This window comes from Bradyrhizobium sp. AZCC 2176, from assembly GCF_036924645.1.
In the GTDB taxonomy this organism is placed as follows: Bacteria; Pseudomonadota; Alphaproteobacteria; order Rhizobiales; family Xanthobacteraceae; genus Bradyrhizobium.
Window position 1 is genome coordinate 2,069,020 of record NZ_JAZHRX010000001.1, and the last position, 14,623, is coordinate 2,083,642.

Here is a 14,623-nt window from a genome sequence, read left to right on the forward strand (position 1 = left end):
ATGTATCAGACAACCTATCACCGCCCCTCTTCGGTCGACGAAGCAGCAAGCCTGTTCGCCAAGGGCGCGGACGCGAAATACCTGGCCGGCGGCCACACGCTGATCCCTGTCATGAAGCAGCGGCTGGCCTCGCCATCAGACGTCATCGATCTCGGCAAGATCACGGAGCTTGTCGGCATCGAGCCGACCGGTGACGGAATCATGATCAAGGCGGCGACGACCCATTCCGACGTGGCCACGAGCGATACCGTGCAAAAGGCGATTCCCGCGCTGGCCTACCTCGCCTCGCTGATCGGCGATCCGGCCGTGCGGCATCGCGGCACCATCGGCGGCTCGCTCGCCAACAACGATCCCGCGGCCGACTATCCGGCGGCGGTGCTGGCGCTCGGTGCCACCGTGAAGACCAACAAGCGTTCGATATCGGCGGATGATTTCTTCAAGGGCCTGTTCTCCACGGCGCTTGAGGATGGCGAAATCATCACCGCCGTGTCGTTCCCGGTTCAGGCCAAAGCGGGCTACGCAAAGTTCAACCATCCCGCGTCGCGCTTCGCCCTGACCGGCGTGTTCGTGGCCAGGACTCCGGCAGGTGACGTCCGCGTCGCAGCCACCGGCGCCTCGCAAAGCGGGGTGATGCGGGTACCGGCGATCGAGGCGGCGCTGAAGTCGAACTGGTCGGCGGGCGCGCTTGACAACGTCAAGATTTCCGCTGACGGCTTGATGAGCGATATCCATGGAACATCGGACTATCGCGCCAACCTGATCAAGGTGATGGCGCAGCGTGCGGTGACCGCTGCGGGCTGACAGCACCTCAACACAACATTTTGGGCGAGCGGCGCGCAGCAATGCGCGCCGCTTTCTCATTTGGTTCGATTCTCGGCAAAAGATACTTGCCACACTCTCGCTTCGGCGTGACAATTTAGCTAATCAACTAATTAAGACGGCCCCTTGGGAGAGAAAACAAGTGCTCGACAAACCAGCCACCCAATCCGCTACCCGCACGTCCGGCCCGCTCGCCGGCTTCCGCATCGTCGAATTCGCCGGCATCGGCCCGGGTCCGTTCGCCTGCATGATGCTGGCCGACATGGGCGCGGAGGTCGTCACGCTCGATCGCGTCGGCGCGAAGAAGAATTTGAAGTCGGTCGCCGGGCGCGGCCGCAAGGTGGTCGAGCTGGATTTGAAGGATAAGGCCGCTATCGCGCAGGTGCTCGACCTTCTCGCTGGCGCCGATGCGTTGATCGAAGGTTTTCGCCCCGGCGTGATGGAACGGCTCGGCCTCGGACCCGATGTCGTGATGGCGCGCAATCCGCGGCTGGTGTTCGGCCGCATGACCGGCTGGGGCCAGGAAGGCCCGCTGGCGCACGCGGCCGGCCATGACATCAACTACATCTCGGTGACCGGCGCGCTTGCCGCGATCGGAACGAAGGAAAAGCCGGTGCCACCGCTCAACCTCGTCGGCGATTTCGGCGGCGGCGCGCTTTATCTCGTGGTCGGCGTGCTGGCCGCGCTGCTGGAGGCCTCGAAATCCGGCAAGGGCCAGGTGGTCGACGCCGCGATGTGCGACGGCGCGGCGTCGCTGATGTCGATGTTCTTCGACATGACCGCGATCGGCCGCTGGGTCGAAGGGCGCGAGCAGAATTTCCTCGACGGCGGCGCGCACTTCTACGGCATCTATGAATGCTCCTGCGGCAATTTCATTTCGATCGGCTCGATCGAACCGCAGTTCTACGCGCTGTTGCGCCAGCATGCCGGCCTCAGCGACGCCGATTTCGACGCCCAGATGGACCGCGAGGCCTGGCCGGCGCTGAAGGACAAGCTGACCAAGGTGTTCAAGAGCAAGACTCGCGAGGACTGGTGCAGGATCATGGAAGGCACCGACATCTGCTTCGCGCCGATCCTGACCATGGCGGAGGCGCCGAAGCACCCACACAACGCCGCACGCAATATCTTCGTCGAGCGTCACGGCGTGACCCAGCCGGCGCCCGCGCCGCGGTTTTCACGCACGCCATCGGCGATCAGGGATGCGGAGAAGGCCGATATCGGCGAACTGACAAACGCGTGGAAGGCGGGGAGATAAATTCTCCGTCGTCGTCCCCGCACACGCGCTAGTTGATGCACACATCGTGGCTGCGACTGAATGACTCGGCCTTTTGATTTGGCCTTCCGTAGGGAGAAGTTAGTGTGATTCTATGTCTGGCACTTCGATTCTGTTGAGGTGCCAAGATGTTGAACGAACAATTCAGGCTTGGTCGGTTCGGGGACGGTCGTCTCGATAAAGGGGGGCGGCCCTGCTCGAAGGAATGGTCACGCGCGCCAGTTCGTGCTTGCGGCGAGTGGCGGAGGGTGATCGGGCCAAGATCGTCCAATTCGGCCGATTTCTCGCCAATGAGAACGTGACCCTGGAAGCGCTGCTCGCAGGCTGGGGGGAACAAACGGCCGTTGCAGTGGCTGGCCGGCACGTGCTGGCGATCCAGGATACAAGCGAGATCAACTTTAGAACCAAGCCCGAGCGCCGGCGCGGGCTGGGTGAGATCGGCAAAGGGACCGGCCACGGTTTGCTGTTGCATGCAATGGCCGCGGTGGATGCCGACAGCGACGCATGTCTGGGTCTGGTTGCCGGCAAGATCTGGACGCGCCAGGGCCGGGTAACGGTGCCGCATGACAAGCGGCCGCTGGAGCAGAAGGAATCGGAGCGTTGGATCAGCACGGCCAATCGGGCCAAGCAGGTATTGTCTGCGGCCGCGAGGGTCACGGTGATCGACGATCGCGAGGGCGATATCTATGCCAAATGGGCGAGCGTATCGGCCTCAAACTTCCATCTGCTGACGCGGAGCATGCATGATCGCCTGCTGGCGGACCGGGCGAGCATGTATGCCACCACCGCCAGCTGGCCCATCATCGACACCGCGACCATTGATGTTGTGGCGCGTGCCGATCGACCCGCCCGGCAAGCCAAACTCGTGCTGCGTTTCGGTCGGGTCACCCTCAAAAGGCCGCAGAACGCATCGTTCGATTTACCCAAGACAGTCGAGCTTACTCTGGTCGAGGTCGCTGAAGTCGATCCGCCAGCAGGCGTCGAGCCGCTGCATTGGTACCTGCTGACGACCCATGACGTGAGCGATGTCGCGTCCGCCTGGCAGATCGTCAATTGGTACAAAAGGCGCTGGATTATCGAACAGCTGTTTCGCCTGATCAAAACTCAGGGTCTCCAGCTCGAGGACAGCCGGATCGAAACGGCCGATCGGCTGCTCAAGCTCACCGCGATTGCCGCCAAAGCTGCCGTCATGATCCTGCAGCTCGTTCAAGCGCGCGACGGACGCAGCACCGAGCCAGCCAGCAACGTGTTCAATGAAGAGCAGATCAAACTCCTCGCCGCGCTTGCCACCAAATACGAGGGCAGGACCGCACTCCAAAGCAATCCACATCCCCCGCAAAGCCTGGCTTGGGCCTCATGGATCATCGCTCGCCTCGGCGGATGGGACGGTTACCCACGCACCAAACCGGGACCCATCACCATGCGGCACGGCCTCCAATACTTCTTGGGCGTGGCGGCGGCGTGGGAGACCCTCAAAGATGTGCGAATCAACTAGCGCACACGCGGGGACCCATAACCACCGGATTTGGTTGTTGGACGAAAGCCGTCGAGCGACCGCTCTCAATACAAGCAACACGGCGTATGAGCACCGGCTCGCGCTTCGCCTGGCCGGGACGACAACGGCCTACGCCGCATTCCCTACCTTCAACACGCCTCTTCGAATCTGATCCTCTTCGATCGATTCGAACAGCGCCTTGAAATTGCCCTCGCCAAATCCATCATCGCCCTTGCGCTGGATGAATTCGAAGAAGATCAGCCCGATCGCATTCGCCGAGAAAATCTGCAGCAGGACTTTTGTGTGGTCGCCGTCGACGACGCCCTCGCCGTCGATGAGAATGCCGTCGCGCTGAAGCCGCGCGACGTCCTCGCCATGCTGCGGCAGCCGCGCGTCGATCCTCTCGAAATAGGTATCGGGCGGCGACGGCATGAACGGCAATCCTGCTTCGCGGAGCGACTCGACGGTAGCGTAGATGTCCCGCGCGCCGCAGGCGATGTGCTGGATGCCCTCGCCGCAATAGATGTTGAGGTACTCCTCGATCTGTCCGGAATCGCCGGCGTCCTCGTTGATCGGAATCCGGATCTTGCCGTCCGGGCTGGTCAGCGCGCGGGAGAACAGGCCGGAGGCGCGGCCCTCGATGTCGAAGAAGCGAATCTGGCGGAAGTTGAACAGTTTTTCATAGAATCCAGTCCAGACATCCATGCGGCCGCGATGGACGTTGTGGGTGAGGTGATCGATGTAATAGAGCCCCGCGCCCGTGGGACGCGGATCCCTCGCGCCGAGCCATTCGAACTCGATGTCATAGGCCGAGCCCTTGGCGCCGTAGCGGTCGACGAAATAAAGCACGCTGCCGCCGATGCCCTTGATGGCGGGAACATCGAGCGTCTTCTGCGCGGAAGAGACATCAGCCGCCTCCGCACCGAGCGCGAGCGCCCGCTCATAGGCCTTTCTCGCATCGACCACGCGAAACGCCATCGACGGCGCGCAAGGACCATGCGCGGCGACGAAGCCATGGCCATGGGTGCCCGGCTCCTCGTTGACCAGATAGTTGATGTCGCCCTGGCGATAGACCGTGATCTTCTTGGTCTTGTGGCGGGCAACCGGCACATAGCCCATCAGCTCGAACAGCGCGTGCAGCTCTTCAGGCTTCGGGTGGGCATACTCGACGAACTCAAAGCCGTCGGTGCCCATCGGGTTGTCGGCGCTGATGGTGGCGGCCGGTGCATCGTGCGGAAACGGACCCATGGCGAATCTCCCGAAAATTGATCTGGATCAATATCGATCGAAACCGACGCAAAGTGCATGCAAACGGGCTCGCGCTAGGCTAGGATGGCGCACATTTCGTGCACAAAACAGGTAATTTACGCATGACACCTGTAGACGCCTTCGACCTCAGAATGCTGGCCGCGCTGCAGGACGATGGCCGGCTGACCAACCAGCAGCTCGCCGACCTCGTCGGCCTGTCGGCCTCGCAATGCTCGCGGCGGCGGATGCGGCTGGAGGAAGAGAAGGTGATCGTGGGCTACCACGCCGACCTCGCCGGCGAAGCCCTCGGCTTCAACCTGATCGCCTTCATCCACGTCACGCTGGCGACGCATTCGCCCGACAACTCCAAGAAATTCCGCGCGCTGGTGGGCCGCGTCGACGACATCCAGGAGGCCTACTCGCTGACCGGCGACGCCGACTACGTGCTCAAGGTCGTGCTGCGCGACCTCAAGGACCTCTCCGGCCTCGTCAATGACGTGCTGATGCCGCACCAGAGCGTCGCGCATGTGCGCTCATCGATCGTGTTAGACCGGCTGAAGGAGAGCGCGAGGCTGCCGTTGAAGTCCTAACGTGGCGCGATTCGAGGGAAATTTGTCATTCGCGTTTTCCCTCCGATTTGCGATGATCCCCTGCGATTCACATCACGAGACCTCCATGGCGCTGCAACTCCGGCCGAACTGCGAATATTGCGACAAGGACCTGCCGCCAAATGCGATGGACGCGCGGATATGCTCCTACGAGTGCACGTTCTGCGCGGATTGCGTGGAGAACAAGCTGCACAATGTCTGCCCGAACTGCGGCGGCGGTTTTGTGCCGCGGCCAATCCGGCCCGCCACCGAGCGGCGGCCCGGCGTGTGCGTCACCAAGCAGTTGCCCTCGGACAAGCGCGTGCATTTGAAATACAGCGTAGAGGACATCGCCGCGCATTCGGCGAAGCTGCGGGATATACCGCCGCAGGAGCGGTGAACGCGGTCGCGTAGGGTGGGCAAAGGCGCCCTTTGCGCCGTGCCCACCACTCCCATCTCGATACATTGCTTGAAATGGTGGGCACGCTTCGCTTTGCCCACCCTACGACTCTTCGCAATGACGGAGAGAGTGTCACTCCGCCGCCAAAATCGTCCCTTCGACCTCGCCAAATCCGACGCGGTAGCCGTTGCCCTGGCACCAGCCGCGCAGCACGAGCGAGTCGCCATCCTCCAGGAACGAGCGCTTCACGCCCTCGGTCAGTTCGACCGGCTCGGTGCCGTTCCAGCTTATCTCCAACAGACTGCCGCGCTGGTCCTTCTCCGGACCGGAGATGGTGCCGGACCCCAAGAGATCTCCGACGTTCATGGCGCAGCCGCACGCAGCATGGTGCACGAGCTGCTGCACCGACGACCAGTACATGTATTTGAAATTGGTGCGGCTGATATTTTTCGGCGCATTCATCGGCGCCGCGCGCAAGTCCACCTCTAGCGCCATATCGTAATTGTTGGGCTGCGCCTGCTGCAGATAGGCCAGCGGCTTCGGGTCCTGCGCAGGGCCGTACAGGCGAAACGGCTCCAGCGCCTCGCGCGTCACCACCCACGGGCTGATCGAGGTCGCGAATACTTTTGCCTGGAACGGCCCGAGCGGTACATACTCCCACTGCTGGATGTCGCGCGCGCTCCAGTCGTTCAGGATCACGAAGCCGAAGATCATTTCCTCGGCCTGCTTTTCGGTGAGCATTTCGCCCATCACCGACGGCTGGCCGACCACCGCGCCCATTTCCAGCTCGAAATCGAGCCGCTTGCAAGGCCCAAAACTGGGCAGATCAGCGGTCGGCGGCTTCAATTGCCCACGCGGACGGCGCACCGGCGTGCCGCTGACGACGACGGTCGAGGCCCGGCCGTTGTAGCCGATCGGCATATGCAGCCAGTTCGGCTGCAGCGCATTGTCCTTGCCGCGGAACATCACACCGACGTTGGTGGCATGCTCCTTTGACGAATAGAAGTCGGTGTAGCCGGAGACCGCGAATGGCAGATGCAGCTTGACGTCGGCCATCGGTACCATCGCCCGCTTGCGCAGCTTCTCATTGTCACGGAGTTCGGGATGATCATCCCGCAGAAGCTCGCTGATCCGCGCACGCGTGCTCGACCACGCCCTGGGCCCCAGCGCCATGAACGGGTTGAGCTGCTGCGCGGCGAACACCGCGGGTTCGACGACGTCGAACCGGCAATCCTGCGCGAGCTGCCAGAGATCGAGCACGTAATCGCCGATCGCGACGCCTATGCGTGGAGCAAGGCCGTCCTTCGCGGAGAACACGCCGTAAGGGAGATTCTGGATCGGAAAATGGGAATCGGGCGCGACTTCGATGAAGGAGCGGAGTTTGGGGTCGTTGGGATGGGGCATGGTTTCCTGCCGAGTTTCTGACACGCTCTATCCGCCGCCATTCCGGGATGCGCCGAAGGCGCAGGCCCGGAATCCATTGGGCCGCGGAAGCCGCCGGAGAAATGGATTCCGGGCTCGCGCTTCGCGCGCCCCGGAATGACAACGAGTGTTACCTCACGGCTTGTTCGGATCGAACCGCTTCTCCAGGCCCTTCCAGCAATCGGCATAGTCATCCTGCAACGTCGCCGACGTCGCCGCATGCTGAGTAACGCGCTGCGGGAAACGCGTTTCGAACATGAACGCCATAGTGCCGGTCAATTTCACCGGCTTCAATTCGCCGTTGCTGGCGTGATCGAAGGCCTGGCGATCCGGACCATGTGGCAGCATCATGTTGTGCAACGAAATGCCGCCGGGGACAAAACCTTCCGGCTTGGCGTCGTAGACGCCGTAGATCAGCCCCATGAACTCCGACATGATATTCATGTGATACCAGGGCGGACGGAACGTGTTTTCCGCCACCGCCCAGCGTTCCGGGAAGATGACAAAATCGATATTCGCGGTGCCCGCGGTTTCCGATGGCGAGGTCAGCACCGTGAAGATCGAGGGATCGGGATGGTCGAAGCCGATGGCGCCGACCGGCGAGAAGGTGCGCAGATCGTATTTGTAGGGCGCGTAGTTGCCGTGCCACGCCACCACGTCGATCGGCGAATGCGGCAAGATGGCCTTGAACAGCGAACCGCCCCACTTCACGTAGAGTTCGGTCGGCGCATCCTTGTCCTCGTACGCCGCTACGGGGGTAAGAAAGTCGCGCGAATTGGCTAGGCAGTTGGCGCCGATCGGCCCGCGCTCCGGCAGCGTGAAGGCGCCGCCGTAGTTTTCGCAGAGATAGCCGCGCGCGGGCCCTGACGGAATCTCGACGCGGAATTTCACGCCGCGCGGGATCACGGCGATCTCGCCCGGCTCGATATCGATACGACCGAACTCGGTGACGAGGCACAGATTGCCCTGCTGAGCCACGAACATCATCTCGCCGTCGGCATTGTAGAAGTGCTGATCGACCATCGACTTGGTGATGAGATAAACATGCGCCGCCATGCCCGCCTGGGTGTTGGCGTCACCTGCGGTGGTCATGGTCTGCACGCCCTGCAGGAAGGTCACGTCTTCCTTCGGAATCGGCGCCGGATCCCAACGCAGTTGCGCGATCGGCAGATCATATTCGTGGCACGGCGCGGTGCGCCACAGCCCGGCGTCGGCTTTCGCAAACCGGCCAGAATGCTTCACCGACGGGCGGATGCGATAGAGCCAGGAGCGCTCGTTGCTGCCGCGTGGCGCGGTGAAGGGCGAGCCTGAAAGCTGCTCGGCATAGAGCCCGTAGGCGCAGCGCTGCGGCGAGTTGCGCCCCATCGGTAGCGCGCCGGGCAGCGCTTCGGTCTCAAAGCTGTTGCCGAAGCCGGACATGTAGCCCGGCGTCAGTTGCGCCGAGCTTCGAACGATCTGATTGGGCGAGGTGTTGATATTCATGGTCATCCTCCTCCTTGCAGGGCGGCCCACATTTCCTGGTCGCGCTTGTCGGTCCAGATTACGGGATCGTCGATCCCGGACGCCTCGTCGAACGCGCGCGAGACGTTGAACGGCAGGCAGTGTTCGTAAATGGCAAAGCTGGAAAACTTCGGATCCATTACCTCGCGCGTCGTGGCAAAGGTCTCCTTCAGCGTGCGGCCCTTGGCGACCGAGCTCTCCGCCGCGCCGTAAAGCGAGGTGACGAAATCGCGCGTCATCGCGATCGCGTCGCGCCCGGTTGAAAGTCCCTTCAGCGCATCGCCACGGCCCGGCGCGATCGCTTTGGGATTGAAGGCGCGGATTTCATTCAGCGTGGCCGGCCATTCGCGCAAATGCGCGTCGCCGCAATAGCAGGCCGAGTGATATTCAATGAGGTCGCCGGAGAACATCACTTCGGCATCCGGCACCCAGGCCACGATATCGCCCGACGTGTGCCCGGCGCCTAGCTGCATCAGCCGCACCTCGCGTTTTCCCAGATAGATCGACATCTCGCCTTCAAAGGTCAGCGTCGGCCAGGTCAGGCCGGGAATGCTCTGCGCATCCTGGAACAGGCGCGGGAAGCGGCCATACTCGGAATCCCAATCCTGCTGGCCGCGCTCCCCGATCAGCCGGTGGGTTTCGGCCGAGGCCACGATGCCCTGTGCCTTGTAGGCAGAGGCGCCCAGCACGCGCACGGCGTGATAATGCGACAGCACGACATATTTGATAGGCTTGTCGGTAACGGTGCGAACGCGCTCGATCACTTTATTCGCCATCGCCGGCGTCGACTGCGCGTCGAACACCAGGCAGCCGTCGTCGCCGACGATGATCGCGGAGTTCGGATCGCCCTCGGCGGTGAACGCGTAGAGGTCAGTGCCGATTTCGGAGAAGGTGATCTTCTTCTCCGCCAGATCCGTGGTGGACGCGAAACCTTTGGCCATCAATTCGATTCCTGACTTCGTTCGAGACTTGAATTATTGCTGCTGTTGTTGCTGCTGCTGGCTCGCATCGAGCATCCGCCGCTTGGCGAGCGCGATGGCCTCGTTCAGCACATCGAGATCGCCGATGTGATTGGCGAGCACGAGCACCAGCGCCGCGTCGAGATCGGCGCTCTGCTCGTCGTTCAGCCCGCGGTGCGCCTCGACGATGGCGCGGAACGCATCATCGGGTTTGGCAAAATTCGAAGCGGTCGACAGCGCCATGAGAAACCTCAGTTCGAAACCTCAGTTGATGCCGGCAGCACGCGCCAGCGCAGCGTCGAGCCCCTCGCGGGTTGGATGCCGGAACCGCGCTGCGACATAGCCGTCGGGCCGCAACAGATAGGCGGTGCCGGGTTCGGCGTCGTAGCGCGTGGCGGCGAGGCCTGCAGAATCGGTCAGGCCATCTGTGCCGCCAATCCTGATCGCGCCCAGTCCTTCGGGCAGTTCCGGCGCGGCGCCATTATTAAACTCCAGCAGCGTGAACCGCGTTCCGGCGCCGATGAAGGCATCGGTGAGGAACATCGGTTCGCCGCGCCGGGCTGCCACCGGCGCGTCCGGCATCGAGGCGCCGGGACGCGGGCCGCCGCGCCAGGAATCGCCGTCGGCGGTCGAGAGCGGCGTCGCATAGACCGACGGCGTGGAGAGACGCCCGCCGTTCACCATGCGTTTGCCGAACTCGGTTTCCCTGGCGAGCGACAGCACCGCCTTGCGCAGCCGCGCTTCCTGGTGCGAGTTGGGCGCCATGAAGTCGGTCGAGCGGGTCGATTCGCGGATGTTCTCGTCCGCCGCCGCGCTGCGCTCGGTGTGGTAGCTCTCCAGCAGCGCCTCGGGCGACGTGCCCCGCAGCACGCGATCGAGCTTCCACGCCAGATTCTCGGCGTCCTCGAGCCCGGAATTGGCGCCGCGGGCGCCGAATGGCGAGACCTGATGCGCGGCATCGCCGGCAAAGATCACCCGGCCATGGATGAACTTGTTCATCCGCCGGCACTGGAATTTGTACAGCGAGATCCATTCGAAATCGAACTTGTCATGCCCGAGCATGCGGGCGATGCGCGGCCGCACGTTCTCCGGCTGCTTTTCGACTGCCGGATCGGCAGAGCGATCGAGCTGCAGGTCAATCCGCCAGATGTCGTCGGGCTGCTTGTGCAGCAGTGCGGAGCGTCCGGCATGGAACGGCGGATCGAACCAGAACCAGCGCTCAGTCGGGAACGCCGCCGTCATCCTGACGTCGGCGATCAGGAACTGGTCCTCGAACATCTGGCCTGCGAATTCCGCGCCCACCATTTGCCGCACCGAGGACCGGGCACCATCGCAGGCGATGACGTATTGCGCGGCCAGCCGGTAGGCACCATCCGGCGTCTGGACCGTCAAAGCCACGTGGTCGTTGCGCGGCTCAAGCGCCGTCACCTTGTTACGCCAGCGCAGGTCGACAGCAGGCAGTTCTCCAACGCGATCGACCAGATAGGCTTCGGCGTAGAATTGCTGCAGGTTGATGAAGGCTGGCCGCTTGTGGCCCTCCTCCGGCAGCAGATTGAACTGGTAGAGCTGCTGCTCGCCGTGAAAGATCTTGCCGACGCTCCACACCACGCCCTTGTCGACCATGCGTTGGCCGATGCCGAGCCGGTCCCAGAATTCGAGCGAGCGTTTTGAGAAGCAGATCGCTCGCGAGCCCTCGCCGATCCGGTCGGCGTCGTCGAGCAGCACCACGGATTGCCCGCGCTGCGCCAGATCAATTGCCAGCGACAGCCCCACCGGGCCTGCGCCGACCACGACGATCGGGTGTTCGGCGATATCAGTGCCGGCCCGATCCTGATCGGGATGGCGGCGATAGCCGAATTGGGTCTTAGTCAGCGCCATGCGGGCTCAACCCCGTGACTAGAGCTTATCGGTTCTGATTGAATCAGAACCGATAAGCTTAGATTCCTGTTTTGACGCGTTTTCTTGACGCGAACCGGTATCCACTTCGCTCGAAAACGCTGGCTAGTGGCGTGCGACCCTGCTAAATTAGTCGCACCTGCAACTATCTTAAATCCCGAGCCGACCCCGGCGTCAACTCAAATTGAGGCGATCCTTGCCAAAAGCGATTTCAGGCGAAGTAGCCGCCGGCCAGCGCGAAGGAGGCGTGTCCAAGCGAAGTCCCAGGCTGGACCTGTTCGGATTCGTGCCGTTCCGCCTGAACCGGCTGGCCGCCGAAGTCAGTTCGGCGCTCTCGGTCGAATATGCCACGCGCTACGGGCTCGATATTCCGGAATGGCGTGTGCTGGCGACGCTCGGCTTCCGCCACGATGCCTGCAGCGCGCAATACATTGCCCACTGCACCCGCACGCATAAGTCCACCATCAGCCGCGCGGTCACGTCGCTGATGAAGCGGCAGATCATCGAGCGCGTCGAGAACGAGGACGACCGCCGCGAATTCCGCCTGCGCCTGACGCACAAGGGCGCGGCGCTCTACGAGGAACTGATCCCGCGCCTGTTGCGCAAGGAGCAGGAAATCCTGTCAGGCCTCTCCGCGCAGGAGCGGCGCGATTTCGCGCGGCTGCTCGGCAAGATCGAGCAGAGCCTCGATCTGGTGCAGACCAGCGAGGAGGTGGACGCGAAGGAAGCCTACTAAATCACTCACTTCACTGCCGTCACCACAATCTCCACGATGTGCGGCGGCTCGAGATCGACACCGAGGCAAGCGCGCATCGGCGGGTTCTTGGTATCGACCCATTCATCCCAGGCGCGGTTCATCTCGCCCTTGCGCGTGATGTCGGTGACATAGACGATGGCCGACAGGATCTTGCTCTTGTCCGTGCCACACAGCGCGAGGCTTTCGTCGATCCGGGCGAGCGCCTTTGCGCTCTGCTCATACATAGAGGAACTGACCGGATCGGGCGCGACGGCTACCGTGAAAACCAGGTCGTCGTGAGCGACGGCGCGGCTGCGGGTGGGTGTGAGCCCGGCAAAGCGATGGATCATGAGAATCTCCGGTTAGCGGCCTGCAATATGCTTCGCGATGACAGGGAAATAATTTGCCCCTGAACCGGCATCGATGGCTTCCTGCAACACATTGGCCATCAGTTCCGCGCCGCGAATCCTGATGCCGGCGTCGGACGCCAGCTCCAGCGCGTAGGACAAATCCTTCAGCGCATATTCGGTCGAGAATGCACGCTCCGGAAAATCACCCGGCACGATCGCCTTCATGCCGTGATTGCGCAGCGCAAAACTGTCGGCCGAGCCCTTCGAAAGCGTATCGAGCAGCAGCTTGGGATCGACGCCATTATGGCTGGCGACCGCAACCGCTTCGGCCAGCGCATTGACGGTTTCGAACAGCACCATGTTGTTGAGGATCTTCGTCACCTGCCCGGCACCGACATCGCCACAGAGCGTGACATCGGTGGAAAAGCACCGGATCAGCGGCTCGATATCGGCGTAAAGCGCAGACGCCGCTCCAACCATCACGCTGAGCGTGCCGTCCTGCGCCGCCTGTCGCGTCCGCGCAATCGGCGCATCGGCCCAGGACGCGCCCTTGGCCTGCAACTGCTTGGCAAAATCGCGGGTCTGGTTGACCGAGGACGTGCCGAGATCGACGACGATCTGCCCGCTCCGGATGTTCTTGAGAATGCCGTCGCCCTCGAATACCGCGCGGACATGTTTGGCGCTCGGCAGGCAGAGGAACAGCAGTTCGCTTTGCTTGATGACATCAGCAACGGAGGCCGCGACGACGGCGCCGCCGGCATGCAACCGCTCCAAAGGCTCGGGCGACAGGTCAAATGCGAGCACCCGCCTGCCGCTCTTCTTCACGAGATTGCGGCAGATCGGCTCGCCCATCACGCCGAGGCCGATGAAACCGATCGTCTTGTACGTTGACATCACAACCATCAGCTATTTTGCGAACGAGCGTGATGGCGCAAGGTGCAGCGCGAACGCATCGACCTTATCGCTGGCGCGCGGATAGATCTCGCTCACGATCGGATCATGGCCGGGGATGAAACGGTCGGGATGGCCGGCCAGCCGCTCGACGATTTCCCAGCCCAGCGCCATGTCGCCGACATTGTAGACGATCGGAAACGGGCTGCGCTTGTGCAGATTGGCGTAGTAATGCGAGGCGTCCGACGCCAGCACCACCGGCCCGCGCGCGGTCTCGACGCGGACCACCTGCAGGCCATCGGAATGGCCGCCGACGCGATGCACCGTCACGCCGGGCGCGATCTCGCCGTCACCGGAATGGAAGGTGACGCGCTCGCCATAGACATGGCGCACCATCGTGGTGACGTGTTCGACCGAAAACGGATGCCGCAGCATGCCGTTGCACATGCAGCGCCCGGTCGCGTAGCTCATCTCGCGGTCCTGCAGATGAAACCGCGCGTTCGGGAAGCGATCGAGATTGCCGGCGTGGTCGTAATGCAAATGGGTGACGATCACATCGCGAATCGTGTCGGCGGCGACGCCGAAATTCGCCAGCGCGTCGACCGGATTGAGCGTCAGCTTACGGGCGCGCGCCTTCGCCTCGTCGGCATTGAAGCCGGTGTCGACCAGGATGTCGCGGCCACCCCCTCGGATCAGCCAGACGAAATAATCCAGATCCTGCGCCGTGGTCTCGTGCGGATCGGGGATCAGAAAATTCAAATGGGGGGTGCGCGGCGACATCGTCGCATAGCGCAACGCATAGATTTCGTAGGCATTTCCCATCGGTGTCACCTTCTTCTTGAATGTTTCTTGGATGCGTGGATGTTGGCCGATCCCGGCAACAAGCCATTGTCATCCGCAAAGGTCAAACCGGGACGCCGATGACGGCCGTGACAACGCAGCGCGCTGTGTGAGAGGGATCACATTACCATCGACGGAATCGCGCGCGCGGCGGACATGATCCCCGCCAAAGCCCGTCGTCGGGCTCGCCTAACAGCGAAGCCCAAT

15 protein-coding genes are annotated in these 14,623 nt (G+C 62.7%); 6 read left to right on the forward strand and 9 right to left on the reverse strand.

Annotated features, from left to right (window positions below; all coding sequences use genetic code 11):
- The 3 genes from V1288_RS09490 (at position 1) to V1288_RS09500 (ending at position 3,587) form a co-directional block, all read left to right on the forward strand.
- Positions 1–801, forward strand: coding sequence for an FAD binding domain-containing protein (locus tag V1288_RS09490; protein WP_334356783.1), 801 nt, complete (start codon positions 1–3; stop codon positions 799–801).
- Positions 802–961: 160 nt separating this feature from the next.
- On the forward strand, positions 962–2,074 hold the full coding sequence (locus tag V1288_RS09495; protein ID WP_334356784.1) for a CaiB/BaiF CoA transferase family protein: 1,113 nt from the start codon (positions 962–964) through the stop codon (positions 2,072–2,074).
- Between the two features lie 223 nt (positions 2,075–2,297).
- A complete protein-coding gene (locus V1288_RS09500) occupies positions 2,298–3,587 on the forward strand; it encodes an IS4 family transposase (protein WP_334356785.1) in 1,290 nt (429 codons plus the stop codon).
- Between the two features lie 129 nt (positions 3,588–3,716).
- Here the strand turns inward: V1288_RS09500 and hppD are convergent, their stop codons facing one another.
- A complete protein-coding gene (hppD, locus tag V1288_RS09505) occupies positions 3,717–4,835 on the reverse strand; it encodes a 4-hydroxyphenylpyruvate dioxygenase (RefSeq protein ID WP_334356786.1) in 1,119 nt (372 codons plus the stop codon).
- Between the two features lie 122 nt (positions 4,836–4,957).
- On the opposite strand from hppD, the gene V1288_RS09510 reads away from it, so the two are divergent.
- Together V1288_RS09510 and V1288_RS09515 are read left to right on the forward strand one after the other, a co-directional pair.
- Positions 4,958–5,425, forward strand: a complete 468-nt coding sequence (locus V1288_RS09510) for an Lrp/AsnC family transcriptional regulator (protein ID WP_334356787.1) — start codon at positions 4,958–4,960, stop codon at positions 5,423–5,425.
- A gap of 85 nt (positions 5,426–5,510) precedes the next feature.
- Entirely contained in the window at positions 5,511–5,822 is a 312-nt protein-coding gene (locus V1288_RS09515) for a DUF1272 domain-containing protein (RefSeq protein WP_334356788.1), read from the forward strand.
- A gap of 132 nt (positions 5,823–5,954) precedes the next feature.
- Here V1288_RS09515 and fahA read toward each other — a convergent pair whose 3' ends face one another.
- The 5 genes from fahA to V1288_RS09540 all read right to left on the reverse strand — a co-directional run bounded on the left by fahA (position 5,955) and on the right by V1288_RS09540 (position 11,581).
- Positions 5,955–7,226: a fumarylacetoacetase gene (gene fahA, locus V1288_RS09520; protein WP_334356789.1), complete on the reverse strand. Its 1,272-nt coding sequence runs from the start codon at positions 7,224–7,226 to the stop codon at positions 5,955–5,957.
- A 153-nt stretch (positions 7,227–7,379) separates the two neighbouring features.
- On the reverse strand, positions 7,380–8,726 hold the full coding sequence (gene hmgA, locus V1288_RS09525; protein ID WP_334356790.1) for a homogentisate 1,2-dioxygenase: 1,347 nt from the start codon (positions 8,724–8,726) through the stop codon (positions 7,380–7,382).
- A 2-nt stretch (positions 8,727–8,728) separates the two neighbouring features.
- A complete protein-coding gene (locus tag V1288_RS09530; RefSeq protein ID WP_334356791.1) occupies positions 8,729–9,685 on the reverse strand; it encodes an MBL fold metallo-hydrolase in 957 nt (318 codons plus the stop codon).
- Between the two features lie 33 nt (positions 9,686–9,718).
- Entirely contained in the window at positions 9,719–9,946 is a 228-nt protein-coding gene (locus tag V1288_RS09535; protein WP_334356792.1) for a DUF2783 domain-containing protein, read from the reverse strand.
- 21 nt (positions 9,947–9,967) lie between these two features.
- On the reverse strand, positions 9,968–11,581 hold the full coding sequence (locus V1288_RS09540; protein ID WP_334356793.1) for an FAD-dependent oxidoreductase: 1,614 nt from the start codon (positions 11,579–11,581) through the stop codon (positions 9,968–9,970).
- A 265-nt stretch (positions 11,582–11,846) separates the two neighbouring features.
- Between V1288_RS09540 and V1288_RS09545 the strand changes: the two genes are divergently transcribed.
- Positions 11,847–12,335, forward strand: coding sequence for a MarR family winged helix-turn-helix transcriptional regulator (locus V1288_RS09545; protein ID WP_334356794.1), 489 nt, complete (start codon positions 11,847–11,849; stop codon positions 12,333–12,335).
- 5 nt (positions 12,336–12,340) lie between these two features.
- On the opposite strand, the gene V1288_RS09550 is transcribed toward V1288_RS09545, so the two are convergent.
- Genes V1288_RS09550 through V1288_RS09560 form a run of 3 tightly spaced genes read right to left on the reverse strand, consistent with a single transcriptional unit; the run spans position 12,341 to position 14,398 of the window.
- A complete protein-coding gene (locus V1288_RS09550; protein ID WP_334356795.1) occupies positions 12,341–12,685 on the reverse strand; it encodes a RidA family protein in 345 nt (114 codons plus the stop codon).
- Positions 12,686–12,697: 12 nt separating this feature from the next.
- A complete protein-coding gene (locus tag V1288_RS09555; RefSeq protein WP_334356796.1) occupies positions 12,698–13,579 on the reverse strand; it encodes an NAD(P)-dependent oxidoreductase in 882 nt (293 codons plus the stop codon).
- 12 nt (positions 13,580–13,591) lie between these two features.
- Entirely contained in the window at positions 13,592–14,398 is an 807-nt protein-coding gene (locus V1288_RS09560; RefSeq protein WP_334356797.1) for an N-acyl homoserine lactonase family protein, read from the reverse strand.
- Positions 14,399–14,623 lie beyond the last annotated feature (225 nt).

Excerpts from the sequence above, each read along its gene's own strand:
- V1288_RS09490 (WP_334356783.1), top strand. The coding sequence starts at position 1 with ATGTATCAGACAACCTATCACCGCCCCTCTTCGGTCGACGAAGCAGCA.
- V1288_RS09500 (WP_334356785.1), top strand. The coding sequence starts at position 2,298 with ATGGTCACGCGCGCCAGTTCGTGCTTGCGGCGAGTGGCGGAGGGTGAT.
- hppD (WP_334356786.1), bottom strand. The coding sequence starts at position 4,835 with ATGGGTCCGTTTCCGCACGATGCACCGGCCGCCACCATCAGCGCCGAC.
- V1288_RS09510 (WP_334356787.1), top strand. The coding sequence starts at position 4,958 with ATGACACCTGTAGACGCCTTCGACCTCAGAATGCTGGCCGCGCTGCAG.
- V1288_RS09515 (WP_334356788.1), top strand. The coding sequence starts at position 5,511 with ATGGCGCTGCAACTCCGGCCGAACTGCGAATATTGCGACAAGGACCTG.
- fahA (WP_334356789.1), bottom strand. The coding sequence starts at position 7,226 with ATGCCCCATCCCAACGACCCCAAACTCCGCTCCTTCATCGAAGTCGCG.
- hmgA (WP_334356790.1), bottom strand. The coding sequence starts at position 8,726 with ATGAATATCAACACCTCGCCCAATCAGATCGTTCGAAGCTCGGCGCAA.
- V1288_RS09530 (WP_334356791.1), bottom strand. The coding sequence starts at position 9,685 with ATGGCCAAAGGTTTCGCGTCCACCACGGATCTGGCGGAGAAGAAGATC.
- V1288_RS09535 (WP_334356792.1), bottom strand. The coding sequence starts at position 9,946 with ATGGCGCTGTCGACCGCTTCGAATTTTGCCAAACCCGATGATGCGTTC.
- V1288_RS09540 (WP_334356793.1), bottom strand. The coding sequence starts at position 11,581 with ATGGCGCTGACTAAGACCCAATTCGGCTATCGCCGCCATCCCGATCAG.
- V1288_RS09550 (WP_334356795.1), bottom strand. The coding sequence starts at position 12,685 with ATGATCCATCGCTTTGCCGGGCTCACACCCACCCGCAGCCGCGCCGTC.
- V1288_RS09555 (WP_334356796.1), bottom strand. The coding sequence starts at position 13,579 with ATGTCAACGTACAAGACGATCGGTTTCATCGGCCTCGGCGTGATGGGC.
- V1288_RS09560 (WP_334356797.1), bottom strand. The coding sequence starts at position 14,398 with ATGGGAAATGCCTACGAAATCTATGCGTTGCGCTATGCGACGATGTCG.